The sequence below is a fragment of the Nevskiales bacterium genome (assembly GCA_035574475.1).
Taxonomy (GTDB): domain Bacteria; phylum Pseudomonadota; class Gammaproteobacteria; order Nevskiales; family DATLYR01; genus DATLYR01.
The window spans coordinates 1-23,597 of the sequence record DATLYR010000087.1; the positions used below are offsets into that span (position 1 = coordinate 1).

Annotated in this window: 23 protein-coding genes and 2 tRNA genes; 15 read left to right on the forward strand and 10 right to left on the reverse strand. The window is 65.7% G+C overall.

The window, feature by feature from the left end:
* The 3 genes from VNJ47_04725 to VNJ47_04735 form a co-directional block, all read left to right on the forward strand.
* A partial coding sequence (locus tag VNJ47_04725) for a hypothetical protein (protein ID HXG28137.1) occupies nt 1-543 on the forward strand: 543 nt, incomplete at its 5' end.
* Entirely contained in the window at nt 536-1,936 is a 1,401-nt protein-coding gene (locus VNJ47_04730) for an O-antigen ligase family protein (protein HXG28138.1), read from the forward strand. The genes VNJ47_04725 and VNJ47_04730, both read left to right, overlap by 8 nt.
* Nucleotides 1,937-2,061: 125 nt before the next feature.
* Nucleotides 2,062-2,793 (forward strand): FecR family protein, encoded by a 732-nt coding sequence (locus VNJ47_04735; GenBank protein ID HXG28139.1) that lies wholly within the window; start codon nt 2,062-2,064, stop codon nt 2,791-2,793.
* Between the two features lie 45 nt (nt 2,794-2,838).
* Here the strand turns inward: VNJ47_04735 and VNJ47_04740 are convergent.
* Both VNJ47_04740 and VNJ47_04745 read right to left on the reverse strand, forming a co-directional pair.
* Nucleotides 2,839-2,915 (reverse strand) — tRNA-Pro (locus VNJ47_04740).
* A 6-nt stretch (nt 2,916-2,921) separates the two neighbouring features.
* Nucleotides 2,922-3,890: a polyprenyl synthetase family protein gene (locus VNJ47_04745; GenBank protein HXG28140.1), complete on the reverse strand. Its 969-nt coding sequence runs from the start codon at nt 3,888-3,890 to the stop codon at nt 2,922-2,924.
* A gap of 183 nt (nt 3,891-4,073) precedes the next feature.
* Here VNJ47_04745 and rplU point away from each other — a divergent pair, with 183 nt between their 5' ends.
* The 4 genes from rplU (at nt 4,074) to proB (ending at nt 6,899) form a co-directional block, all read left to right on the forward strand.
* Nucleotides 4,074-4,397, forward strand: a complete 324-nt coding sequence (rplU, locus tag VNJ47_04750; protein HXG28141.1) for a 50S ribosomal protein L21 — start codon at nt 4,074-4,076, stop codon at nt 4,395-4,397.
* A 15-nt stretch (nt 4,398-4,412) separates the two neighbouring features.
* Nucleotides 4,413-4,670, forward strand: a complete 258-nt coding sequence (gene rpmA / locus VNJ47_04755; GenBank protein HXG28142.1) for a 50S ribosomal protein L27 — start codon at nt 4,413-4,415, stop codon at nt 4,668-4,670.
* Between the two features lie 71 nt (nt 4,671-4,741).
* Complete coding sequence (gene cgtA, locus VNJ47_04760) at nt 4,742-5,800, forward strand: Obg family GTPase CgtA (protein HXG28143.1); 1,059 nt, start codon at nt 4,742-4,744, stop codon at nt 5,798-5,800.
* Entirely contained in the window at nt 5,778-6,899 is a 1,122-nt protein-coding gene (gene proB / locus VNJ47_04765) for a glutamate 5-kinase (GenBank protein HXG28144.1), read from the forward strand. Before cgtA ends, proB begins: the two co-directional genes overlap by 23 nt.
* A 63-nt stretch (nt 6,900-6,962) precedes the next feature.
* Here the strand turns inward: proB and rpsT are convergent, their stop codons facing one another.
* On the reverse strand, nt 6,963-7,226 hold the full coding sequence (rpsT, locus tag VNJ47_04770; protein ID HXG28145.1) for a 30S ribosomal protein S20: 264 nt from the start codon (nt 7,224-7,226) through the stop codon (nt 6,963-6,965).
* A 145-nt stretch (nt 7,227-7,371) separates the two neighbouring features.
* Between rpsT and murJ the strand changes: the two genes are divergently transcribed.
* The 6 genes from murJ to thiO are packed head-to-tail and all read left to right on the forward strand — an operon-like array spanning nt 7,372 to nt 15,385.
* Nucleotides 7,372-8,931, forward strand: coding sequence for a murein biosynthesis integral membrane protein MurJ (murJ, locus tag VNJ47_04775; GenBank protein ID HXG28146.1), 1,560 nt, complete (start codon nt 7,372-7,374; stop codon nt 8,929-8,931).
* A 52-nt stretch (nt 8,932-8,983) separates the two neighbouring features.
* On the forward strand, nt 8,984-9,916 hold the full coding sequence (gene ribF, locus VNJ47_04780; GenBank protein ID HXG28147.1) for a bifunctional riboflavin kinase/FAD synthetase: 933 nt from the start codon (nt 8,984-8,986) through the stop codon (nt 9,914-9,916).
* Between the two features lie 39 nt (nt 9,917-9,955).
* A complete protein-coding gene (ileS, locus tag VNJ47_04785; protein HXG28148.1) occupies nt 9,956-12,811 on the forward strand; it encodes an isoleucine--tRNA ligase in 2,856 nt (951 codons plus the stop codon).
* A gap of 16 nt (nt 12,812-12,827) precedes the next feature.
* Complete coding sequence (gene lspA / locus VNJ47_04790; GenBank protein HXG28149.1) at nt 12,828-13,319, forward strand: signal peptidase II; 492 nt, start codon at nt 12,828-12,830, stop codon at nt 13,317-13,319.
* Between the two features lie 22 nt (nt 13,320-13,341).
* Nucleotides 13,342-14,280 carry a 4-hydroxy-3-methylbut-2-enyl diphosphate reductase gene (gene ispH / locus VNJ47_04795; protein ID HXG28150.1) on the forward strand — a complete coding sequence of 313 codons (939 nt, stop codon included), beginning with the start codon at nt 13,342-13,344 and terminating at the stop codon, nt 14,278-14,280.
* A 25-nt stretch (nt 14,281-14,305) separates the two neighbouring features.
* Complete coding sequence (gene thiO, locus VNJ47_04800) at nt 14,306-15,385, forward strand: glycine oxidase ThiO (GenBank protein HXG28151.1); 1,080 nt, start codon at nt 14,306-14,308, stop codon at nt 15,383-15,385.
* 23 nt (nt 15,386-15,408) lie between these two features.
* Here thiO and VNJ47_04805 read toward each other — a convergent pair whose 3' ends face one another.
* From VNJ47_04805 to VNJ47_04835, 7 genes are all read right to left on the reverse strand, one after another.
* The gene (locus VNJ47_04805) at nt 15,409-15,819 is read right to left on the reverse strand and encodes a type IV pilin protein (GenBank protein ID HXG28152.1); all 411 of its coding nucleotides are present in this window, start codon (nt 15,817-15,819) and stop codon (nt 15,409-15,411) included.
* An 11-nt stretch (nt 15,820-15,830) separates the two neighbouring features.
* Nucleotides 15,831-19,232: a PilC/PilY family type IV pilus protein gene (locus VNJ47_04810; GenBank protein ID HXG28153.1), complete on the reverse strand. Its 3,402-nt coding sequence runs from the start codon at nt 19,230-19,232 to the stop codon at nt 15,831-15,833.
* 31 nt (nt 19,233-19,263) lie between these two features.
* Complete coding sequence (locus VNJ47_04815; protein HXG28154.1) at nt 19,264-19,815, reverse strand: PilX N-terminal domain-containing pilus assembly protein; 552 nt, start codon at nt 19,813-19,815, stop codon at nt 19,264-19,266.
* A gap of 13 nt (nt 19,816-19,828) precedes the next feature.
* Entirely contained in the window at nt 19,829-20,854 is a 1,026-nt protein-coding gene (locus tag VNJ47_04820; protein ID HXG28155.1) for a PilW family protein, read from the reverse strand.
* 2 nt (nt 20,855-20,856) lie between these two features.
* Entirely contained in the window at nt 20,857-21,318 is a 462-nt protein-coding gene (gene pilV / locus VNJ47_04825; protein HXG28156.1) for a type IV pilus modification protein PilV, read from the reverse strand.
* On the reverse strand, nt 21,315-21,806 hold the full coding sequence (locus VNJ47_04830; protein HXG28157.1) for a GspH/FimT family pseudopilin: 492 nt from the start codon (nt 21,804-21,806) through the stop codon (nt 21,315-21,317). Before VNJ47_04830 ends, pilV begins: the two co-directional genes overlap by 4 nt.
* Before the next feature lie 117 nt (nt 21,807-21,923).
* Nucleotides 21,924-22,463, reverse strand: coding sequence for a GspH/FimT family pseudopilin (locus VNJ47_04835; protein HXG28158.1), 540 nt, complete (start codon nt 22,461-22,463; stop codon nt 21,924-21,926).
* A gap of 266 nt (nt 22,464-22,729) precedes the next feature.
* Between VNJ47_04835 and VNJ47_04840 the strand changes: the two genes are divergently transcribed.
* Nucleotides 22,730-22,805 (forward strand) — tRNA-Thr (locus VNJ47_04840).
* A 124-nt stretch (nt 22,806-22,929) separates the two neighbouring features.
* Nucleotides 22,930-23,439, forward strand: coding sequence for a hypothetical protein (locus tag VNJ47_04845; protein HXG28159.1), 510 nt, complete (start codon nt 22,930-22,932; stop codon nt 23,437-23,439).
* Nucleotides 23,440-23,597: the final 158 nt, after the last annotated feature.

The following is a 23,597-nucleotide window of genomic DNA, read 5'->3' on the forward strand; positions in this document are numbered from 1 at the left end:
GTTCGGTTGACACCTTTCGCGGTCGGGCCACGACTCATTGCCGCTGCGGTACTGGAACGGGCAGGCGAGCCGCAAACCGCGCTCGAGCAGAGCCGCCTTGCACTCAGGCATGGCGCGGCAGACCCTTTCGTCTGGCATGCCCATGCACGCCTGAAGATGCGCCTGGGACAGATGGATGACGAGCTGAGTTTTGCGTTGGCACGTATCGAGCAGCTCGCTCCTCGAAGCTACTGGCTGCGATCACGCAATGCGACGCTGGGCCTGCAATACTGGGAATGGGGCAGGCCGGACCAGCGTGCCGCCTGGGTCCGAGACGTTGATTTCGTGCTTGCCACCGATGCGCAGGCATTCCTGCGTACGGTCCTGAGCATGCGCCGTGAGACGCTGTTCTGCAGGGAATTCCGCACACGCACAGCGGCGCTGGAGCCCTGGTGTCGGGGTGCGCTGGCAGCACGCCAGATCTGTTATACGACGCCGCAACGACCCGGAACCCAGGCGTGGTGTCGGCGTGTCGGTCTTTCCATGGATCTGCCGCATGAGTGAAACTGGCCAGGGCCTGCGGCTGGCGGCGCGGTTGCCGTTTGCGGCACTGCTGCTCATCGTGTTGTGGATGCCCCTGCCTTACGGCTCGAATGTACCCTGGGCCGTTGCGCTGCTGGGAATACTGACTTTCTCCGCACTCGCTCTCTGGGCGCTGCTGTCGCTGACGGGACAATCGCGTGTGCCGCGAGCGCTGTGGGCCAACCACTGGGTGCTGCTGATCTGGCTGTTGTGGCTGGGTTGGGTGGCAGGGCAGCTCATGCCTTTACCGGTGCCGGGTGCTGCCACGGCAACGACCCCGAGCATTGCACCCGAGAAAACCTACCAGCACCTGCTGGAAAGCTTCACGTACTTCGGTCTGTATCTGCTCGTGCTGCTTACCGCGACCAGCCGGCAGCGCCTGCGCCTGCTGGGCATGGCCATCGTAGTCTCGGGTCTGATCCAGGCGCTCTATGGCAGTCTCATGGTGCTATCCGGCCTGGAGTATGGTTTCTTTGAGAAGAAAACGGCCTATCTCGGCAACGCAACCGGCACGTTCATCAACCGGAATCACCTGGCCGGTTACCTGGAAATTTGCGCTGCCGTCGGTGTTGGCCTGGTGGTCGCGGACCTGAAGACGGGTGGCGCGCGAAACTGGAAAACCTGGCTCCGGGATATCACCGAATTGGCTTTCAGCCGCAAGTTCCTGGTACGGGCATTTCTGGTCGTTATGGTGATCGCGCTGGTTCTGACGCGCTCGCGCATGGGTAACGTCGCATTCTTCGCCAGCCTTGCTGTGTGTGGCTTGCTGTACGTCTTGCTCCGTGAACGGCGCGCCTTCCTGAAGGCCGTGGCGGTGTTCGGCAGCTTCCTGGTGATCGACCTGGTGATCGTGAATCAGTGGTTCGGTCTGGAGAAAGTCGTCGAACGGATCGAGCGGACGGAGGCGACGACGGAAGGGCGGGCCTACATATTCCCGGTGCTCATGCGAGCGATAGAGACCCACTGGCAGGCCGGCTCTGGGCTTGGCACCTTCAGCCTTGCCATACTCCCATTCCGTGCCACGATGCCCAAGCAGCACTGGGACCACGCACATAACGACTATGCGCAATTCCTGATCGAAGTCGGCTTGCCTGGGGCGCTGCTGCTGGCCTGCCTCGCGCTGGTAACGACCGTACATGCATTCAGGGTGATCGCCAGCCGGCGCAACCGGCTGAGAACCGGTGTCGCACTGGCAGCGCTGATGGCCCTGACCGCACTGGCCGTTCACAGCGCCGTGGATTTCAATCTGCAGATCCCGGCCAACGCAGCCACGCTGGTCATCGTCATGGCCATGGTCAACAGCTGTTCGCACCGTTCGCGCCGCGTGCGCGACGGCAGCGCTGACGACCGACACATGCCCGCAACAGGCCATTGACCCTCAGCTGCAGCCGGCACGACTGTTCGAGGGGCGGCGAGGGGTGTATATTCGGGAAAATATGACCAAGCAGTCAGGCGGGGGGATTTATGCCAAGGGTACCTGGTCAGGTTCTGCAACTGGGCTTGCTGCTGGCGCTGCTGTGTCTCAGCCAGACCGCGACGGCGGCCATCGGTCGTATCTACTTTGTACATGGCGGTGTTTATATCCAGCGCGGCGCGGACCGGATCCCGGCGGAGAAGGATGCGCTGCTCGAAGCGGGCGACACCTTGGTTACAGAGTCTGATGGCCGCGTGCAATGGCGCCTGGCGGACGATTCCTATTTCGTTTTACGCCCCAATTCCAGTTACCGGATCGAAACCTATCAGTTTCCGGAAGGTGGCCCAGCAAAGGCTGGCGCCGGCAAGGCCATATATGAACTGCTGAAGGGTGGCGTGCGCACCCTCACTGGTCTCATCGGCAAGACCGATACGGCGGCCTATCAGGCCAAGATGCCGGTGGCAACCATGGGCATCCGGGGCACGGACTACACGTCGATTTATTGCGGCGACTGCAGCTGGGCGGGACCGAACATCAAGTCCGGCCTCTATGTCCGCGTGGATCACGGCGAGATCGAAATCATCAACCAGGGTGGCAGTCTGCGAGTCAAGGCAGGGCAGTATGCCTATGTGGCGTCGGATTCGTTCGCGCCCCAGTTATTGCCTGAGGCACCGGCGGTGTTCCTGACTTGGGCGGTGGACTTTGAGTTCGTCTATCCGGGCCTGGAGAGCGTGATCGACCGTCTGCGGCGCATCGAGCCGATCGAGCCGATCGAACCTTGTCTTCCGGTGCCGAGCCCGAACGAACCCTGCCCGTAAGTCCGCGAGGGGCCAAAGCGTGCGGGGATTCAGTTTGCGACGGACTGGTCGGAGTGACAGGATTTGAACCTGCGACCTCTTGGTCCCGAACCAAGCGCTCTACCAAGCTGAGCTACACTCCGCTCGCTTCAGAAGCTGCGGCTGACCGAGAATTCCGCCAGGCGGATCAACGCGTCTTTGTAGGCCGAACCGGGAATGTCGGCCAGGGCGGCGATGGCGTTGTCCGCCTCCCGCCTGGCGAGGGCGGCAGTGTACGCGATCGCCCCAGTCGATTCAATCGCTTGCAGAACGTCCTCGATGCGCTCGAGGCCGCCGTTGCGCACGGCATCGCGCACCAGTTCGATCTGGGCGGGCGTGCCGGTCCGCAGCACGTGGATCAGCGGCAGCGTGGGTTTGCCCTCCGCCAGGTCGTCGCCGATGTTCTTGCCCAGCGCCGCTGCGCTGGAGTTGTAGTCGAGCGCGTCGTCCACCAGCTGGAAGGCCAGGCCGGCATGCAGCCCGTAACGGGCCAGCGCGTCCTCCGAGGCGGCGGGCAGGCCGGCCAGGATGGCGCCCAGCCGCGTGGCGGCTTCGAACAGCCTTGCAGTCTTGCGCTCGATGACCTCCAAGTAGCGCGCCTCGGTGATGTCGGGGTCGTGGCAGTTCATCAGCTGCAGGACTTCGCCTTCGGCGATGGCGTTTGTGGTGTCCGCCAGCACCTGCATGACGCGCATCTGGCCAGCCTCGACCATCAGCTGGAAGGCGCGCGAGTAGAGGAAGTCCCCGGTCAGGACGCTGGCCTCGTTGCCCCACAGGGCATTGGCCGTTTGTCTGCCCCGGCGCAGGGTCGAGGCGTCCACCACGTCGTCATGCAGCAGGGTGGCGGTATGGATGAATTCGATCACGGCCGCCAGCAGCAGGTGCTGCTGACCGGCATAGTCGCCGGCGCGGGCCGAAAGAATCACCAGGGCCGGGCGCAGGCGCTTGCCGCCGCTGCCGATGATGTGCTGGCCGAGCTGGTTGATCAGGACCACGTCCGACTGCAGGCGCTCACGGATCAGCTGGTCCACGGCCTGCATCTCGTCGCGGATCAGGCCGAGAAAGGGTGGCAAGGACATGGAACGGCCCGGGAAAAGTGGACGCCATGCTAGGGGCCCGCGCCAGCCAGCGTCAAGGCAAGAAAGGCCGGCGCCCGCCTCATTCCGCGATCCGATTTTTCTCATTGACCCCGCAGGGCGAAGTCTATAAAATGCCGCGTCTTTTCAAGGCCTAACGGCCCCACCGTTTCTGGAGATGTGTCGATGCACGCCGTGATTGTGACTGGAGGCAAGCAGTACCGCGTCGCCGAGGGCGACGTCCTCCGGGTCGAGAAGCTGGAGGCCGGCAAGGACGGCAAGCTCGAGTTCGACCAGGTCCTGCTGCTGTCGGACGGCGCCGAGGACATCCGCATCGGCACGCCCTATGTCGAAGGCAGCACGGTCACGGCCACGGTCGAGGGCCAGGGTCGCGCGGACAAGGTGGAGATCTTCAAGCTGCGCCGCCGCAAGCACTACCGCCGGCACCAGGGCCACCGCCAGTACTACACCGAGATCAAGATCACCGGCATCAAGGCCGGCAAGAAGTAACCGAGGCTAGTTCCCATGGCACACAAAAAAGCAGGCGGCAGTACCCGTAACGGCCGCGATTCCATCTCCAAGCGCCTCGGCGTCAAGTGCTTCGGCGGCGAGAGCGTCGTGGCCGGCAACATCATCGTGCGCCAGCGTGGCACCCAGTACCACCCCGGCGTGAACGTCGGCCTGGGCAAGGACCACACCCTGTACGCCAAGGTGAACGGCACGGTCAAGTTCGAGACCAAGGGCCCGAAGGCACGCAAGGTCGTCAGCATCGTGGCCGGCTGAACGCTACCTGGGAATCACGCAAAGGCCTCGCGATGCGAGGCCTTTTCGTTTGCGCGCCGTAGAATCACCCCATGAAATTCGTAGACGAGGCCAGGGTCAGGGTCGAGGCCGGCGATGGCGGCAACGGCTGCGTCAGCTTCCGGCGCGAGAAGTTCATCCCCTTCGGCGGGCCGGATGGCGGTGACGGCGGCGATGGCGGCAGCGTCTGGCTCGAGGCCGATCCCAACCTCAACACCCTGGCGGATTTCCGCATCGCGCGCGTGTTCCGCGGCGGTCGCGGCGAGAACGGCCGTGGCAGCGACTGTACCGGCGCCTCCGGTGCGGACTGCGTGGTGCCGGTGCCGGTCGGCACGCTCGTCTACGACGCCGGCACGCGCGAACTGATCGGCGACCTGACCCGGCCGCGCCAGCGCCTGAAAGTCGCCCAGGGCGGTTTTCACGGCCTCGGCAACACCCGTTTCAAGAGCAGCACCAACCGTGCCCCGCGCAAGGCCACCGCCGGCACGCCGGGCGAGAAGCGCGACCTGCAGCTGGAACTGAAGCTGATCGCCGACGTGGGCCTGCTGGGCCTGCCCAATGCCGGCAAGTCCACGCTGCTGGCGGCGGTGTCCGCCGCCCGCCCGCGCATCGCGGACTATCCGTTCACCACCCTGCACCCGCAGGTCGGGGTGGTGTCGGTCGGCCCGCTGCGCAGCTTCACGCTGGTGGACCTGCCGGGACTGATCGAGGGCGCGTCCGAAGGGGTAGGGCTGGGCCTGCGCTTCCTGCGGCATGTGCAGCGCACCCGCCTGTTGCTGCACGTGGTGGACCTGTGTCCGGCGGACGGCAGCGACGTGCTGGATAATATCCGCCAGATCCCGACCGAGCTGGAGAAATTCAGCGAGGAACTTTCCCGGCGCGAGCGCTGGCTGGTGTTCAACAAGGCCGACCTGCTGCCGCCGGATGAGGCCCAGGCTCGAGTTTCGGAACTGGTGCGGGCGCTGGGCTGGCAGGGCCCCGTATATCTGATCTCGGCCCTGCAGCGCCGCGCTCTGGACCAGCTGATGCAGGATGTCATGGCGCGCCTGGAAGCCCTCGGGCGGCCTGAACAGGAAAATGAGACCCCCGATGGACAAGACGCCGCTCCATAAGGCCCAGCGCTGGGTGGTGAAGATCGGCAGCTCGCTGCTGACCAACGACGGCCGTGGCCTCGACCTGGCCATGATGGACGCTTGGGTGGCCCAGGTCGCCAGCCTCTGCGCGCAGGGCCGCGAGGTGGTGCTGGTGTCCTCCGGGGCGGTAGCCGAGGGCATGTCGCGGCTGGGCTGGCGCCAGCGGCCCAAGACCATGCACGAGCTGCAGGCGGCCGCCGCGGTCGGCCAGATGGGCCTGGTGCAAGCCTACGAGAGCCGCTTCCAGCAGCACGGGCTGCGCACTGCCCAGGTGCTGTTCACGCACGAGGACGTGCGCGACCGCCAGCGCTATCTCAACGCCCGTACGACCTTGAAGACCCTGCTGGGGCTGAAGGTGGTGCCGGTGGTCAACGAGAACGACACCGTGGCCACGGACGAGATCCGCCTGGGCGACAACGACACCCTGGGCGCCCTCACGGTCAACCTGACGGAGGCCGACGTGCTGGTCATCCTGACCGACCAGCAGGGCCTGTACGAGACCGACCCGCGCGCCAATCCCGGCGCACGCCTGATCAGCACCGGGCGCGCCGGTGACCCGGCCCTGCTGGCCATGGCGGGCGGCAGCGCGGGCGAGCTGGGCCGCGGCGGTATGCGCACCAAGCTGGCGGCGGCGGAGCAGGCGGCCCGTTCGGGGGCGGCCACGGTCATTGCCCACGGCCGCGAGCCCGAGGTACTGCCGCGGCTGGCGGCGGGAGAGGCCATCGGGACCCTGCTGCTGCCGGGCGAGGCCAAGCTGGCCTCGCGCAAGCGCTGGATTGCCGGGCAGATGCAGGTCCGCGGCCGGCTGCACTTGGATGCCGGCGCGGCGCGGGTCCTGCGCGAGGCCGGCAAGAGCCTGCTGCCGGTCGGCGTACAGCGAGTCGAGGGGCGTTTCCAGCGCGGCGACCTGGTGGCCTGCCTGGACCCCGAGGGCCGCGAGATCGCCCGTGGGCTGGTCAATTACGCGGCCGAGGAGGCCATCCGCATCAGCGGCCGCTCCAGCGCCGAGATCAGCGAGCTGCTGGGCTACGCCGCCGAACCTGAACTCGTGCACCGCGACAACCTGGTGCTGCTCTGAAGGCCAGGCGTGCAAATACAAAGGCCGGCGTAAGCCGGCCTTTTTATAAGCTCAGACAGTAAGTTAAGAAATCGTCTTCATGCGCTTGCTGAGCAGACTCTTCTGGCGCGCGGCGGTGTTCTTGCCGATCAGGCCCTTGCGCGCGGAGCGGTCGATGACCGGGACCGCCAGCTTGATGGCTTCCAGCGCCTTGGCCTTGTCGCCGCTGGCGATGGCCTGCAGCGCATTCTTGAAGTAGGTGCGGACGGCGGAACGCTGGCTGGCGTTGCGCTGGCGACGCACTTCGGACTGACGGGCGCGCTTGCGCGCTTGAGCGGTGTTGGCCAAGGCAAAACTCCTGCACGGGATGGTCGCGGGACCGGGGTCTAAGCCCCTGAAAGCGGCGCATTATCTGGACTTGGCCGCGCCAAGTCAATGCGTCTGCCGGTACCGCAGACGCTGGGGTATGATGCCGCGACCCAAGAAAAATCCCATGCCCTCACTCCTGAAATCCACCTCGGTCGTCGGCCTGATGACCTTCCTGTCGCGGCTGACCGGCTTCATCCGCGACATGCTGATGGCGGTGCTGTTCGGCGCCACGGCCGGCATGGACGCCTTCCTGATCGCCTACCAGATCCCGAACTTCCTGCGGCGCATGTTCGCCGAGGGCGCCTTCTCGCAGGCTTTCGTGCCGGTACTGGGCGAGACCAAGGCCAAGGGCAGTGCGGCCGAGGTCCGCGAGCTGGTGGGCGTGACCAGCGGCACACTGGGCGGCATCCTGCTGGGCCTGACCGCACTCGGCATCCTGGCGGCGCCGCTGCTGATCCTGCTGTTCGCGCCGGGTTTCCTGCAGGAGCCCGGCAAGTACGCTCTGAGCGTCGAGCTGCTGCGCATCACGTTTCCGTATCTGCTGTTCATTTCGCTGACCGCACTCGCCGGTGGCGTGCTCAACACCTACAGCCGCTTCGCCATACCGGCCTTCACGCCGGTGCTGCTGAACCTGTGCATGATCGGCGCGGCGCTGTGGCTGGCGCCGCAGTTCGAGCAGCCGGTCGTGGCGCTGGCGCTGGGCGTTTTCGTCGCCGGTGTGGTGCAGCTGGCGTTCCAGTTCCCGTTCCTGCGCCGCATCGGCATGCTGCCGCGGCCGCGCTGGGGCTGGCGCGACAGCCGGGTGCGCAAGATCCTGCGCCTGATGCTGCCGGTGCTGTTCGGCTCCTCGGTCTCGCAGCTGAGCGTCCTGCTCAACACCATCATCACCTCGACCCTGATCACCGGCAGCGTCAGCTGGCTGTACTACGCCGACCGCCTGATGGAGTTCCCACTCGGCATTTTCAGTGTGGCGATTGCCACGGTGATCCTGCCGGCGCTGTCGGCGCGCCATGCGGAGGCCTCGCACGCGCACTTCAGCCAGACGCTGGACTGGGCGCTGCGCCTGCTGCTGCTGATCGTGGTGCCGGCTGCGGTGGGGCTGTTCGTCCTGGCCGGGCCGATGGTCGCCACGCTGTTCCAGTACAAGTCCTTCACCGCGCAGGACACGGTGATGACGCGTTACGCGCTGATGGCCTACGCGCTCGGGCTGCTGAGCTTCAGCCTGGTCAAGGTGCTGCTGCCGGGGTATTACGCACGCCAGGATACGCGCACGCCCGTGCGCTACGGGGTGATCGCGCTCTCCATCGGCATGGTCATGAGCCTGAGCTTCGGCCTGGGCCTGAAGGCAGCCGGCTGGGTGGCGCCGCATGCCGGCCTGGCGCTCGCCACCTCGCTCGGCGCCTTGCTCAATGCCGGCCTGTTGTTCCGCGGTCTGCGCCGCAGCGGCGCCTACCAACCGGCCGGTGACTGGCTGCGCTTCGGCGCACAAGTGGCCCTTGCGGCCGTCGTGATGGGCGGCCTGCTGTGGTGGCTGGCCGGCGATCTGGCGCTGTGGCAGGGCTGGGGGCTGCGCGAGCGCGTCTGGCGCCTGGCGCAGCTGATCGCGCTGGGTTTTGCCACCTATGCCGGCCTGCTGATGCTGACGGGCTTGAGGCCACGTGACTTGAGCGCGCCAAGGCATTGATTGACCGCTATAATGCAAAATTTGCACCGCTTGCCGGGATGACCCGCCACCGATGGAGCTGATACGGGGACTGCACAACCTGCGTGCGCGTCACCACGGTTGTGTCGCCACCATCGGCAATTACGACGGTGTGCACAGGGGCCATCAGGCCATCCTTGCCCAGCTGCAGGCGCAGGCTCGGCAGCACGGCCTGCCGTCCACGGTGATGATTTTCGAGCCGATGCCGCGGGAGTTTTTCGCCCCCGAGCAGGCGCCGCCGCGCATCGCCAGCCTGCGCGAGAAGCTGGAGGATCTGGACGCCACCGGCGTGGCGCGCGTGCTGTGCGTGCGCTTCGACGCGCGCTTCGCGGCCCTGAGCCCGCAGGCGTTCATCACGCGGGTGCTGGTCGAGGGGCTGGGCGTGAAGCATCTGGCGGTGGGCGATGATTTCCGCTTCGGCCATCGCCGTGCCGGGGATTTCACGTTGCTGCAGCAGGTCGGACGTGCGCAGGGTTTCGCGGTCGAGCACCTGCCGGCCTTCTGCCTCGATGGCGAGCGGGTCAGCAGCACGCGCATCCGCGCGGCGCTGATGGCCGGTGACCTGGCGCAGGCGGCGCGGCTGCTGGGGCGGCCCTACCGCATCGACGGGCGCGTGGCGGCGGGACAGAGACTCGGGCGTCAGCTGGGCGTGCCGACCGCCAACCTGCCACTGCGGCAGCGGCGCGCGCTGCGCTACGGCGTTTATGCGGCGCGGGTCGATATACCCGGCGCCGCGGGGCAGCCGGCGGTGGTGAGTGTCGGCGTGCGCCCGACCGTACCGGGTGGCGACTGCCTGCTGGAGGCGCACCTGCTGGATTTCAGCGGTGACCTCTACGGGCGCCGGATCCGCGTGCACCTCTTGCACTTCCTGCGCGCGGAGGAGCGTTTCGAGAGCCTAGACCGCCTGCGCCTGCAGATGCAGTGCGATATCGCCCAGACGCGAGCCTGGCTGCAGGCCAATGTGTGAACCACAAGCGAGAGAGACAAGTGCAGTGAGCCCAAAGCCGTGACCCAGGACAGCCCGAACGAATACAAGCACACGCTGAACCTGCCGCAGACGGATTTCCCGATGCGCGCCAACCTGCCCGAGCGCGAGCCGCGCTGGGTGCAGGACTGGCAGGCCGCGCGCCGCTACCAGCGCCTGCGCGAGCACTGCGCGGGCCGGCCGCGCTTCGTGCTGCTGGACGGCCCGCCCTATGCCAACGGCGACATCCACATCGGGCATGCCGTCAACAAGGTGCTCAAGGACATCATCGTCAAGGCCAAGACCCTGGGCGGGTTCGATGCACCCTATGTGCCGGGCTGGGACTGCCATGGCCTGCCGATCGAGCTGCAGGTCGAGAAAAAGGTTGGCAAGCTGGGCGAGACGCTCGACGCCAGGGCCTTCCGCAAGGCCTGTCGCGACTACGCCGCCGAGCAGATCGACCGCCAGCGCGCCGACTTCATCCGCCTGGGTGTGCTCGGTGACTGGGAACGGCCTTACCTGACCATGGACGCCCGCTTCGAGGCCGATCAGCTGCGCGCGCTGGCGCGCATCATCGAGCGCGGCCATTTGCACCGCGGCTACAAGCCGGTGCACTGGTGCATCGACTGTGGCTCCTCGCTGGCCGAGGCCGAGGTGGAATACCAGGATCGCCGCTCGCCGGCCATCGACGTGCGCTTCCCGGTGGTGGACGGCCATGACCTGCTGCGCCGCTGCGACTGGCTGGTGGACGACGACGAGCCGCTGCCGCTGTCCGTGGTGATCTGGACCACGACGCCCTGGACGCTGCCGGCCAACCGCGCGGTGGCGGTGAACCCGAAGCTGGACTACGTCATCGTGCAGTGCGAGCTGGACCGTGGCCCGGAGCGGCTGCTGCTGGCCGAACGGCTGGCGGAGGACGCCCTGCGGCGTTACGGCGCGGCACAGCACCGGGTCATGGCGCGCTGCGCCGGCGAGGCACTGGTGGGCTTGCAGCTGCAGCATCCCTTCTACGCGCGCCAGGTGCCGGTGGTGGCAGGCGACCACGTCACGCTCGAGACCGGCACCGGCCTCGTGCACACTGCGCCGGCGCATGGCCAGGAGGACTACGCCGTCGGCCAGGCCTACCACCTGCCGGTGGACAACCCGGTCGGCGGCAATGGCTGTTTCCTGCCGGAGGTCGAGCACTTCGGCGGCCTGCACGTATTCAAGGCCAACCCGCTGATCGTGGCGCACCTGCGCGAGCGTGGCATGCTGGTCTGCGAGCAGGCGCTCGAGCACAGCTATCCGCACTGCTGGCGCCACAAGACGCCGCTGATCTTCCGCGCCACGCCGCAGTGGTTCATCGGCATGGACCAGGCCGGCCTGCGTCAGTCCGCCCTCCAAGCCATCGGCCAGGTCGAATGGACGCCGGCCTGGGGCGAACGCCGTATCCGCGAGATGGTGGCCGAACGCCCGGACTGGTGCATCTCGCGCCAGCGCAGCTGGGGCGTGCCCATCGCGCTGTTCATCGACAAGGCGACCCAGGAACCGCACCCGGAATCACCGCGCCTGCTGCGTGCCGTGGCCGAGCGCGTGGAGCAGGGCGGGCTGGATGCCTGGCATGACTTGGATCCCGCCGAACTGCTGGGCGCACAGGCCGCAGGCTACGAGAAATCCACCGACATCCTCGATGTGTGGTTCGACTCCGGCGTGGTGCATGCCTGCGTGCCCGCGCGTCGGCCGGAGCTGCGGCATGGCCCGGACGATACCGAGGCCGTTGCCGACCTGTACCTGGAAGGCTCGGACCAGCACCGCGGCTGGTTCCAGTCCTCGCTGCTGACGGCAGCGGCCATGTACGGCCGCGCGCCGTACAAGGGCGTGCTCACCCATGGCTTCACCGTGGACGAGCAGGGGCGCAAGATGTCCAAGTCGCTCGGCAACGTGATCGCGCCGCAATCCGTGGTACAGCGCATGGGCGCCGACGTGCTGCGGCTGTGGGTGGCCGCGTCCGACTATCGCGGCGAGATCATGGTGTCGGAGGACCTGCTCAAGCGGATCGCCGATGCCTACCGGCGCATCCGCAACACCGCGCGCTACCTGCTCGGCAACCTGGACGGCTTCGATCCGGCCCGGCATCGAGTGCCGGTCGGGCAGATGCTGGCGCTGGACCGCTGGGCGGTGGAACAGGCGGCGACCCTGCAGGCCGAGCTGTGTGCGGCCTACGACCGCTACGAGTTCCACCAGGTTTACCACCGGCTGCACAACTTCTGCGTGGTGGAGCTCGGCGGCTTCTACCTGGATGTGCTCAAGGACCGCCTCTACACCACGCCCAGGGACAGCTTGCCGCGACGTTCTGCGCAGACCGCGCTGTACCACCTGGCGGAGGGGCTGGTGCGCTGGATGGCGCCGATTCTCAGTTTTACCGCCGAGGAAATCTGGCAGGCGCTGCCGGGGGACAGACCGGAATCGGTGCTGTTTACGACCTGGTATGAATTCCCGCAGGCACAGCAGGCGCCGATAGCGCCCGACTGGGACAGCCTGATGCAGGCGCGCGAGGCGGTGAAGAAGGTGCTGGAGGCGCTGCGGGCCGCCGGCACGATCGGGTCATCGCTCGATGCCGAGGTCGAGCTGCACTGCAACGGACGCATGCTGACCGGCCTGCAGACGCTGGGCGACGAGCTGCGCTTTGCGCTGATCACCTCGGAAGCGCGTGTGCTGCCGGCGGCGTCGCCGCCGGACGATGCACAGCCCACGGACGTCGAGGGTCTCTGGATTCGCGCGACGGCCAGCCCGCATGCGAAGTGCGGCCGTTGCTGGCATCATCGTCCGGACGTCGGACGCCACGCGGCACACCCGAGGCTGTGCGGCCGCTGCGTCGAGAACGTGGCGGGCGGCGGCGAGACACGCCGCTACGCCTGAGGAAAACCGGAATCTTATGGCCATCAAGTATCACAACGTGCACTGGCTATGGCTGTCGCTGGCCGTCATCGTCATCGATCAGATCACCAAGCAGCTGGTGTTCATCAACCTGGAGCCCTACGAAACCCTGCGACTGCTGCCGGTGTTCAACCTCACGCACATGCGCAATACCGGCGCCGCGTTCAGCATGCTGAGCAGCGCCTCGCCGCTGTTCTTCATCGCGCTGGGCGTGGCGGTCAGCATCGGCATCCTGATCTGGCTGCGCCGGCACCCGCAGGGCGAAACCCCGGTGGCGGTCGGCCTGGCGCTGATCCTGGGCGGGGCCCTGGGCAATGTCATCGACCGCGCCTACCGCGGTTACGTGGTGGATTTCCTGGATTTCCATATCGGCGAATGCGGCTGGTGCCACTGGCCGGCCTTCAACGTGGCCGACTCGGCCATCGTGATCGGCGCCGGGCTGCTGGTCTGGGACATGTTCCGCAAGCGCGATCCCGCGCGCAGTGGCTGAGCCGCTCGGCTAAACTTCCATCATGCAGATCCTGCTCGCCAACCCCCGCGGCTTCTGCGCCGGCGTGGACCGCGCCATCGAGATCGTCGAGCGCGCGCTTGAACGCCTGGGGCCGCCGATCTATGTGCGCCACGAGGTGGTGCACAACCGCTTCGTGGTGGACGGCCTGCGCCGCAAGGGCGCGGTGTTCGTGGAAGAGCTGGACGAGGTGCCGGCCGGCGCCACCGTGATCTTCAGCGCGCACGGCGTGGCGCAGTCGGTCTATCGCGATGCCCAGGCACGCGGGCTCACCGTGTTCGACGCCACCTGCCCGCTGGTGACCAAGGTGCACATCGAGGTGCGCCGCTATGCGCGCGAGGGCCGCGAGGTGGTGCTGATCGGCCATGCCGGGCATCCGGAGGTCGAGGGTACCATGGGCCAGTTCGAACGCGGGCATGGCGGCGAGATCTATCTGGTGGAGACGGTCGAGGACGTGCAGCGGCTGCAGTTGCGCAATCCCGATCACACCGCCTACGTCAGCCAGACCACGCTGTCGATGGACGATACGGCGCGCGTGATCGAGGCCCTGCGCGCGCGCTTTCCCCGCATCCTTGGCCCGCGCAAGGATGACATCTGCTACGCGACGCAAAACCGCCAGGATGCGGTCAAGACGCTGGTGAACCGCTGTGACCTGCTGCTGGTGGTCGGCTCGCGCAACAGCTCGAATTCCAACCGCCTGCGCGAGATTGCCGACCAGCGCGGCGTGCAGGCGCATCTGATCGACGGCGCGGATGACATCGATCCGGCCTGGCTGGCCGGCAAGGCCGCGGTGGGCGTCACCGCCGGTGCTTCGGCGCCGGAAGTCCTGGTCCGCCAGGTCGTGGCGCGGCTGCAGGAACTGGGCGGCACACCGCCGCAGGAGCTCTCGGGCCGGCCGGAGAACATCGTGTTCTCGCTGCCCAGGGCTTTGCAGCGGGCCTGAACCGGCAGCCATCCCTGTCCACGCGATGAGCGGCAAGCATCCCGACGCGGTCGTGATCGGGGCCGGCGCGATCGGCCTGTTCACGGCCTGGCGGCTGGCCGAGGCCGGGCTGCGCGTCCTGGTGCTGGAACGCGGCGAGGTCGGCCGTGAAGCCTCCTGGGCCGGCGGCGGGATACTGTCCCCCCTGCATCCCTGGCGCTATCCCGAGGCAGTGCTGGCGCTGGCGCGCTGGTCGCAGGGGGTTTATCCGCAGCTTTGCGAAACCTTGCGCGAACGTACCGGCATCGATCCGCAGTGGACCACCGGCGGCATGCTGATCCTGGAGCCGGAATCGGTACCGGAGGCGCGTCGCTGGGCCGGGTCTGCGCCGGAAACCGTGGAAATCCTCGACGCCGGCCAGCAGGCCCTGCGCTTTCCCGGCGTCATGACTACTTCCTCCGCCATCCTGCTGCCGGCAGTCGCGCAGCTGCGTAACCCGCGGCTGCTGCAGGCCTTGCAGGCGCAGCTGCGTGCCCTGGGGGTGGCGTTCCGCACCGGGCTGCCGGCCGAGCGGCTGCGGGTCGATAAGGGCCGTGCGGTGGCGGTGCAGACCCGGGAGGGTGAAATCGGCGCCGCGTGCTTTGTCGTGGCTGCAGGGGCCTGGAGCGGATCAATCGCGCCGCTGGCGATTCCGGTGGAACCGGTCAAGGGTCAGATGCTGCTCTATGCGGTGGGCGCCGCGACGCCGCCGGTGATGCTGCTGCGCGAGCACAGCTACCTGATCCCGCGCCGCGACGGGCGCGTGCTGGCGGGCAGCAGCGTGGAATACGCCGGCTTTGACAAGACGCCCGACGCCGCCATGCGGCGGCAGCTGCACGAAGGGGCCGTCGCGCTGTTTCCGCAACTGGCCACGGGCGTGATCGAGGCGCACTGGGCCGGCCTGCGTCCCGGCAGCCCCCGGGGGATCCCCTTCATCTGCAGGCACCCGGAGATTGCCGGCGTGTATCTCAATACCGGCCATTTCCGCCACGGGCTGCTCACGGCGCCGGCCTCGGCGCAGCTGCTGGCGGATCTGGTGCTGCAGCGCCAGCCGTTCGTCAATCCGGCGGACTACCAGATGGCCTGAGGCATGGCCGTTTTCGAGGAAGGCTATTTATCCCAGCAGTCGGTACCCAGCGTCCCGCTGGCGCCGCGCACGCCCAGGTGGTTGAGGGTGAAGCTGCCGCATTTGCTGTCGGCGGCCTGTGCGCCCTGCGGTGTCGCCGTCAGGGTATAGGTGGTGGCGGTGCGATTACTGATGGCGATGCGGTAATAGCCCTCGGGTGTCGTGAACGGCCCATTGCCCACACTGCAGCCGGTACCAGTCAGATAAGTGCCGAACTGGCTGTAACAACGCTCCAGCCGCTGTGCCAGGCCTGACAGCTCGGTCTTGGCTTCCGCGCGCCGCGCGCGCTGCACATAGGACTCGTAGCTGGGCAGGGCGATCATGGCCAGGATGCCAATGATCGCCACCGTGATCATCAACTCGATCAGCGTAAAGCCCCTGCTGTGCGGTGCCATCGCTATGAACCTCAGCGGATCTGGCGCCAAGACTGACGACCGCTGTCATCACCCGCATACTCCCCCTTGCGGAAAATGCCACCAGTCGTGCCGCTGGCCAGTTTGTACTGCTTGCGGTCATCGCCACCGCCCGAGCCCGAGCCGCCAGCATTAAGGATACCCGGTGTTTTGATGATGCCCTCTGTGGATTTGCTGCCGCTGACGGGCACCATGACCGGGTTGCCGCCGATCGTGATCTGTACGAAGTCGCCGATCGTGAAGACACCGTCGTTGTTCAGGTCGAAGGGTGAGAAACTCAGCCGCGAGCCGCTAAGCGCATCCAACTCCATCAGCCAGCTGTCGCCCCCGAAGCCGCAGGGGTCATTGTTCGGAATCAGGGTGGTGAAGATGATGCGCCCGCCGCGCAGGATCGGATTGGCGACCTGGCGTTCGCCGCCGATCGGCAGGTCGATATACCAGCCCTTGTGGGTGTTGTCGATGCTGTTATTGCTGGTGACACGGACCTGATCGCTGCCTGGGCTGCCGTCCGGGTTGGTGAAACTGAAGGTCTGAGTGGCGATGACCTGCTGCTGCAACAGGTTGGTCGTACTGCGACCGCTACCGACCGGGGCTGGCGTGCCCGTGCTGCCCTTGGTAAACAGGTCGCGGATGGCATAAAAGGACTGCACCACCTGCGTTGCAGTGCCCGTGGTGGTACAGCTCACCGTGCTGCCGTTGGTCGTGGTGCGTGCATCACAGTCCTCAAAATACTTGCCGGTGCCGACATAGACCATCTGCCCACCGGTCGGGTTGTTGCCAACCTCAGGCCGCGCGGTGATGGACTGACGGGTGTTATAGCAAGTGGTCGTGCTGCTGGCGTCGGTGCAGGCGGTGAACAGCGGCTTGGGCGTGCTGCCCTGCTTGAAGCCGAAGTCCCACTGGCTGACGTTGTTGCTGGTCACGTCGAACTTCCACAGGTTGCCCCACAGGTCGCCGGCGTAGATGAAGTCCACGATGCGATCCTGGTCCACGTCTACCGGGATCGGTGAGGACAGGCCGTTCGGCTGCGAGGCCGAACCGACGCCCGTGTTGAATTCCTTGATCACGCTGCCGGTGGCCAGGTCGAGGATGTACAGCCGCGCGGTGTTGGAAGCGCTTTCATAGCCGTTTGCAACGATGGCGGCCCAGCTGCCGTTGTACATGCGGCCCATGCTGGGCTGGGGAATCGAGAATCCCATCTCGCTTCCGCCCGTGCTGCTGCTGGTGAATTCCCACAGCGGCGTCGAGGTACCCAGCGCCGACGGGTCGGTCACGTTCAGGGCGAAGACACCGCGCCCACCGGCGCCCAGCGCGCCGACCAGGATCGTGCGCCAGGCCGTGCTGCTGCCCAGCGTGAGATAGGCGTCGATCACGCGCGAGGAGCCGTCCACAAAATAGCGGTGTTTCTGGTTGTAGCCGGAGGCTGGCAGGCCGACATTGCCCGGGTCGTCGGCGCGGCTGGCCTCAGTCAGGAAGCGCAGGTTCGGGATGATGGCATTGGGGACGTAGGCAAACAGCTCGTCGCCCGAATTCGGCTGCCCCGAGGTGGCGTTGAAGCCGTGCAGCATGCCATCGTTGGCACCGACGTAGATCATGGGGATGCGGTTCTGGTAAGCGCTGCTGGCACGGAAGGTCCGGTAGGCGCTGCCCTCGGTGCCTGGCAGCACATCGAAGCCGAAATCCTGCTTGCCGACGAACACTGGATCGGAATTGATGATGTCGCCTAGGCGACTGGTGCGCGGTCGGAAGTCTTGCGCGTCAGGCGCCTCACCCGAATCATCGCCACGCAGGTAGTTGACGACGGCCGTGCCATACGCATCGTCGCCGCTGCTGTTGTCGGGCTTGAGCTTGAGCGCATTTTTCTGCGCACTGTTCAGGTTGGCATAGAGAAAGTTCACGCCGGTGCCACCGCTCAGCGTCACGATGTTACGGCTGCCCGGTGCGGGGATATGGTCCTTGGCGTCCCAGGCAGGGATGCCGACGGTGCCGCTGGATGAGACCGGATACGCCAGCAGCTGGCCGCTCCAGTCATTGGTGGAGAAGCGCGCCTGGAAGATCAGGGTGTCCGTGCTCAGGCGCGTGGAGTTGGTGGCGACGGAGGCAGCGGCGCTGGTGCGAGTCTGGATGTCCGAGATGGCGGAACGCAGCGCGGCGTTCAGTTCGGCGTCATTGTTGGCGGTGAAATAACGGCCATCGCCATAGAACGCGGCATCCTCCAGCATCTGGTTGGCGACGGTGAATCCGACCGTGTAAGTGCGCAGGCTCTGAATTGGAAAGCGCGGGTCGTTGAAGCTGCCGGCCGCAAGATCGTTACCACCGGTGCGCATGTCGATCTCGTAGCCGAACTTGGCGATATCGTCTAGATAATAGGTATCGCCTTCGGCATCGCCGCTGATATTGTCGCCGTCCGAAAAGCGCGCCGGCGGTGCGGGACTGAGGCCATCCCAGTTAGGCAGACTGCGACTGCTCTCTCGCGGGTCATCGGGGTCGTTGGTTGGGAAGGTGCGGTCGAAAGTGGGTGCGCCGTCCGTCACCACGATCGCAAAGTTGCGCTGGCAGCGATACTGAATGGGGCTGGTGTAGCTCGTACTGGCATTGTAAAAGCTGGTCATACCGCGGAAGTAGCGGGTGATTTCGTACAGTGTCTCGGCCAGCGGTGTGTTGGTACTGGCGGTAAAACCGTTGATCGCCGAGACCAGGCTGCTGGTCGCCGTGCCGCACACGGCGTTGATTCTGCCGCCGGGTGCGCCATTGAAGCTGCTGCCGCTGCCACTCGGCGGATTGAACGAGGATAGGCCGATGCGCAGATTGGCGTTGCTATTGACGAAGTTGATGGCGACGTTCTTCGCCGTCTGCAGGCGGAAACTGCTGGGAATCAGCCCAGTGGTCAGGTCGCGGCCGCCATTGCCGGTGACGGTAGCATAGGTTTCGAACAGGTAGTTGAGGTAATTGCCGGTGTAACGCGTGGCATGTGCGCCGACCGGATCGGGCAGCAGCAGACAGCGTGTGGTGGAACCTTTGACGCCGCGAATACGTGCCGTGCCCGGTGTGCCGCTGCTGCTGACGCTGACCGAGTTGCAACTGCCACGATCGTCATAAATGTCGGACAGAATCACGTTGCCTTCCTGCGCAGTCCAGCAGGGGGTCTGACTTTGTCCACCGCGATCGCAGTTGTAATTTGCCCAGTTGGGATAGGTTGTGTTCGGGTTGTAGCCCGTGGCCCAGATGATGTTGTTCATGCTGCCGGAGTTGTCGAACAGCAGCATGACGTTGGGTGTGGCCGAAGTAGAGACAAACAGGGGCACAGTGGCGACGGCTGCATACAATCCGGCGCTTCCGAACAGGGTGCCCGCCGTTAACAATACGATGCTGACCAGACGGATACGCTTGCGCATCTCTGACTCCTCCCGGATATCTGTGCTGGCTTCAGCGCTTGTAGGTGGATTGCAAGATCACGCTAGTGGTCCCGCTGATGCCGACGCCGCGCGCGGTGACGCGGTAGAAGCGCAGCTCATCTACCGGCGCGTCGGCTGCCAGGCTCTCGCCGGGCCCAGGGATCAGCGGGAATTCCTCGAGGTAATAGCGTGCGCTGGCCTGGCTCAGCGGAGCCGGCGCGCTGCCGAACCCGCCGTAGGCGATTGCATTGGCAGCCCAGTTGCTGCTTTCGCTGCCGCCCTGCCACTGCTTCCAGTACGGCGGCTGGGCCGGGTCGGTGTATTCGCGCGCCCGATAGCGGCCGCCCGTGCCATCGAAGTCCGGCAGGGTGGGCGCGAGCAGGCTCTGCTCGCCGGCGCGCAGCGCCGCCTCCGCGGCCTGGAAGGCGACGTTATGGTCGGTGTTGCTGCCGGACATGCGCTCTTCGAGCAACGTGCTGCGCGCCGCCGACAGCCCGATCAGCGTCATGACCAACAGCACGATCATGCCGACGACGAGGATGACGCCGCTCTGCGATCTCGGAAACCGTGGGATGTGGCTCATGGTCTGTCTCCGGTCACTGCGCCTTGTTGCGCAAAGTGAGGGTAGTGGTCACGGCTTGGTACATGCGGCCATCGCTGAAGGGGCCGACTGTGGTTCCCAGCAGATTGAACGTGCGGGTGTCGACATCGAAGCCGGCACGTTCCAAGCTGCGGAATAGCAGCGCAATCCGGATGCTGACCACGTTGCGGAAACTGCCGACCTGGTTCGCGTTGCGGTAGATATCGGGCATCAAGTCGCCGTCGGTGTCCTCACCGTACTGCACTTGCAGGTTTTGCACGCCCTCGACCAGTTCCTGGGCTGGATCACTGCCCACGCGTCGCCACAGGGAGGGACCGCTGCCCGAGCCGCTGTTGCGGACGAAATAGCTGATCGTGGCCACCTTGAAGAGCTGCGAGCCGATCGGATAACGGCGCCCGAGATCCTGGGTCGCATTGCCTGGTGTTCCCGTACCCGTCTGGTGCACGATATTGCCGTTGCTGACGGTATAGTTGGTGATCTGGAAGATGGCGCTGCCCAGACAATCGGATACCATCACGATATCGCCGTTGGCTACCGGCGGGGGACTCAGATTGTCCGTGATCTTGAGGTCGGCAGACGTATTCGGCATTTCCTGCCGGATAACAACGCCGTCATCCAGCACGCCGCGCACCACCACCACGTCGGTACCGGTAACGACCGCTCCGAAGCCACTGGGTAGGGCCGGTGACCAGGTTCCGCCGCTGTTGCCCTCGAAGCCCTGCACCGGTGTCTGGAAGTCGTACAGGAAGGCGCTGGGGGTATTCAGCGTGTTGTTGATGGGGGCCAGCGAGCCATCGCGCGCGCAGCCGCGGTAGCCGGCCATGCGCAGGTCGCGCCCGATCAGGTACAAGGCGTAACGTGCATTCTCTTGAAGCCGGGAAATGCTGTCCTGTACCCGGAATGTGGCTTTGCTGTCGTCATAGCTCTTAAGCAGTGCCACCAGAATCAGCAGGCCCAGCGTGATCGAGATCAGCACCTCGATCAGGCCGACGCCGCGTTGCCGTTTCCGCGTGCTGCGCATGCTCAGAGTTCGGTCCTGAACACCAGGGTCATGAAGCGGTTGCTCTCGCTGGCCGCAAGATCCTGGTCCCATCTTTCGAGCCATTGCACGGTGACGGTGGCGACCCGGCCGTTGACCACGATCGCGCCGTCGCCGGCCGGCAGGTTGCTGTCCAGCGCGCTGAGCCAGTCGCGCAGGTCGCAGCTGGCGATCGTGGCGCAGGCGGTGGGTGCGCCGGCGCTTAGGGCGATGTTGTAAGCACCGTTGAGCGCCGGCGTGCGGTTGGCACGCATGCGATCCAGAATCTCATAGGCTAGCGTGGTGGCCTCGAAACGGCTCAGCGCGCTATTGTTGTTCTTGAGCGTCGCAATCTGCAGCGCGGCCAGCGAGAGCAGGCCGATGGAGAGTATGACCAAAGTGACCAGCACCTCGATGAGTGAGAAGCCGGTCAGCTGCCCCCTGCGCACGATATTGCCAGCGCTCATGTGCAGGCCACCTTCGTTACTTCCGTTCGGCCTTGCGCCCTGACCACGACATCACGGTTGTTGTCGCCACGGCACCTGGAGATTCTGAGGCTGAATGTAAACTCAGCCCCACTCAGAAAACCCGTCTGTTCAAACACCAAGGTCGCCCGCGTGCCGGTCAGTGTTGCGCCGGTGGTCGCCTGAGTTATCGCCGGATAGGCCTTGACGGTAGCACCTGCCGAATTCCGGATCAGCCATCCGGTGGCCCAGTTCGTGCTGTCGGCGCAGGCGACCCCATCCACGGTGGGGCACAGTGTGACCTGCTGCGCGCGTGTCACGGCTTCGCTGCGGGCGAGTCGGATAGCGGAGACGAGATCGTTGGCGATCGCAGCTGCGCGGTTGTTCTGCAGCAAGGCCTGCAGGGCCGGGGCGGCAAGCGTAGCCATTACGGCCAGCAGGGCCACCGTGACCATCAGCTCCACCACAGAGAAGCCGCGGGCAGTTTGCATGCGCTGTGCACTTTATTTTTTCTGCTCTTGTGCAGTCTACTGGGATTAACTTCCCCAAGACAAGCGTGCTGAAAACGCCGATGAACGTAGATTAGCATTATTGACAATGGCATCCGGTTATATGCCGGAAATGCAGTCTTTGAGGCTCTCATCGCCTATCCGGGCTACGCGGGCGCGACCAACGACACTGATGATGATGGCGCGAGCATGCTGCGGCGCGGCAGTCGTGCACAGTGTCAGCGTGCGGTTGGTGGCATAGCCGCTGGGGTAATAGCGGATGTAGGCTGGCGTGCCACGCACCTGCGCTCCTCCGGGGCCGTTACGATGCGCCAACAGCAGGTTATCGCTGTCTGGGTTGAACTGCGGTGGCTGGCTGTAATCCTGGTCCCTGAACACCAGCCAGCCCTGCGACCAGGCTTTCGCGTCATGGGCACACAGGGCCCCATCCGCGCTGGGGCAGATGACCACGTCGCTGGCGTCTAGCACCGCGCGCAGGCGTGCCAGCTGGATGTGGGTCAGGAGCAGATTGGCACTGGCGACAACGCGGTTGCGCTCGTGCAGTTCCTGCAGCGCCGGCAGCGCCAGGCCGGCAAGCACGGCCAGCAACGCGACTGCGACCAGCGATTCGACGAGGGAAAAGCCCCGTTCCTGAGTCATGCACGCCATCCTTGGCTGCGGCGATGATCGGTGAAGTGGCCTTAGGCTAAGACAGACCGCCACACGGGGCAAGTGTCCCGGACGAACATTATTGAGGTGGTGAGACGGGGTGTTTATACTGCGCAGCCTTCGTTGGCCGGCGTAGCTCAGTTGGGTGAGGCTGAGCGCAAGGCGAGCACGGCTCGCCGCGAGGCCGAACGCCCGGCCTTGGCCGGGCCGGGTCGCGGTATCCAACACTGCCGTGGCCCGGTGACAGGACAGAATTTGCCGGCGTAGCTCAGTTGGTAGAGCAACGCATTCGTAATGCGTGGGTCGGGGGTTCGACTCCCTCCGCCGGCACCACCTGACCGATCCCCCTCAATGCTTTGCGAAATCAGGCGCTGCTGCACCTGGCCACCGGTTCAGACTGGGTTAATACTGGGCCGTATAAAGTCGTCAGCAGACTTCCAACGAAGGAGACGGTTCCATGAAAAAGCCCATCACACACATTCTTCTGGCCGGCTTTTGCGCGAGCGTACTGGCGGCCACGCCGGCGCTGGCGGCAAAGCCCGACAACCCCGGCAACGGCAAGGGCCGGGCAGCCGAGGCGGCGGGCCAGCCGGCCGCCGCCGAGCATGGCAAGTCCCATGCCGAGCATGGCAAGGGCGTGGCTGTCTCCAAAGGCGCGCACTTCGACGAGCGTCACCGGGACATCATCCGCGAGTACTTCGGCCGCGAATTCCGGCGGGGCAACTGCCCGCCGGGTCTGGCCAAGAAGAACAACGGCTGTATGCCGCCGGGCCTGGCCAAGCAATGGGCCATCGGCCGGCCGTTGCCGCATGACATCGTGTTCTACGATTTGCCCTACGCGCTGCTGAAGGAGCTGGGTCGCGCACCGGACGGCTACAAGTACGTGCGCGTGGGGGCCGATGTCCTGATGATCGCGATCGGCACCAAGATGGTCGTCGATGCCATTGAGGACCTGAACAGCCTCTAAGGAACATCTGATCAATTCCTTCGTCATTCCGGCGCAAGCCGGAATCCAGCGACTTTTAAGGCTCTGGACCCCGGCCCCCGCCGGGGTGACGAATTAATCAGAGCTTCTTACTGCCTCGCGCGGCAGACAATACGCGGGTCGCGAATGCGGCCCGCTTC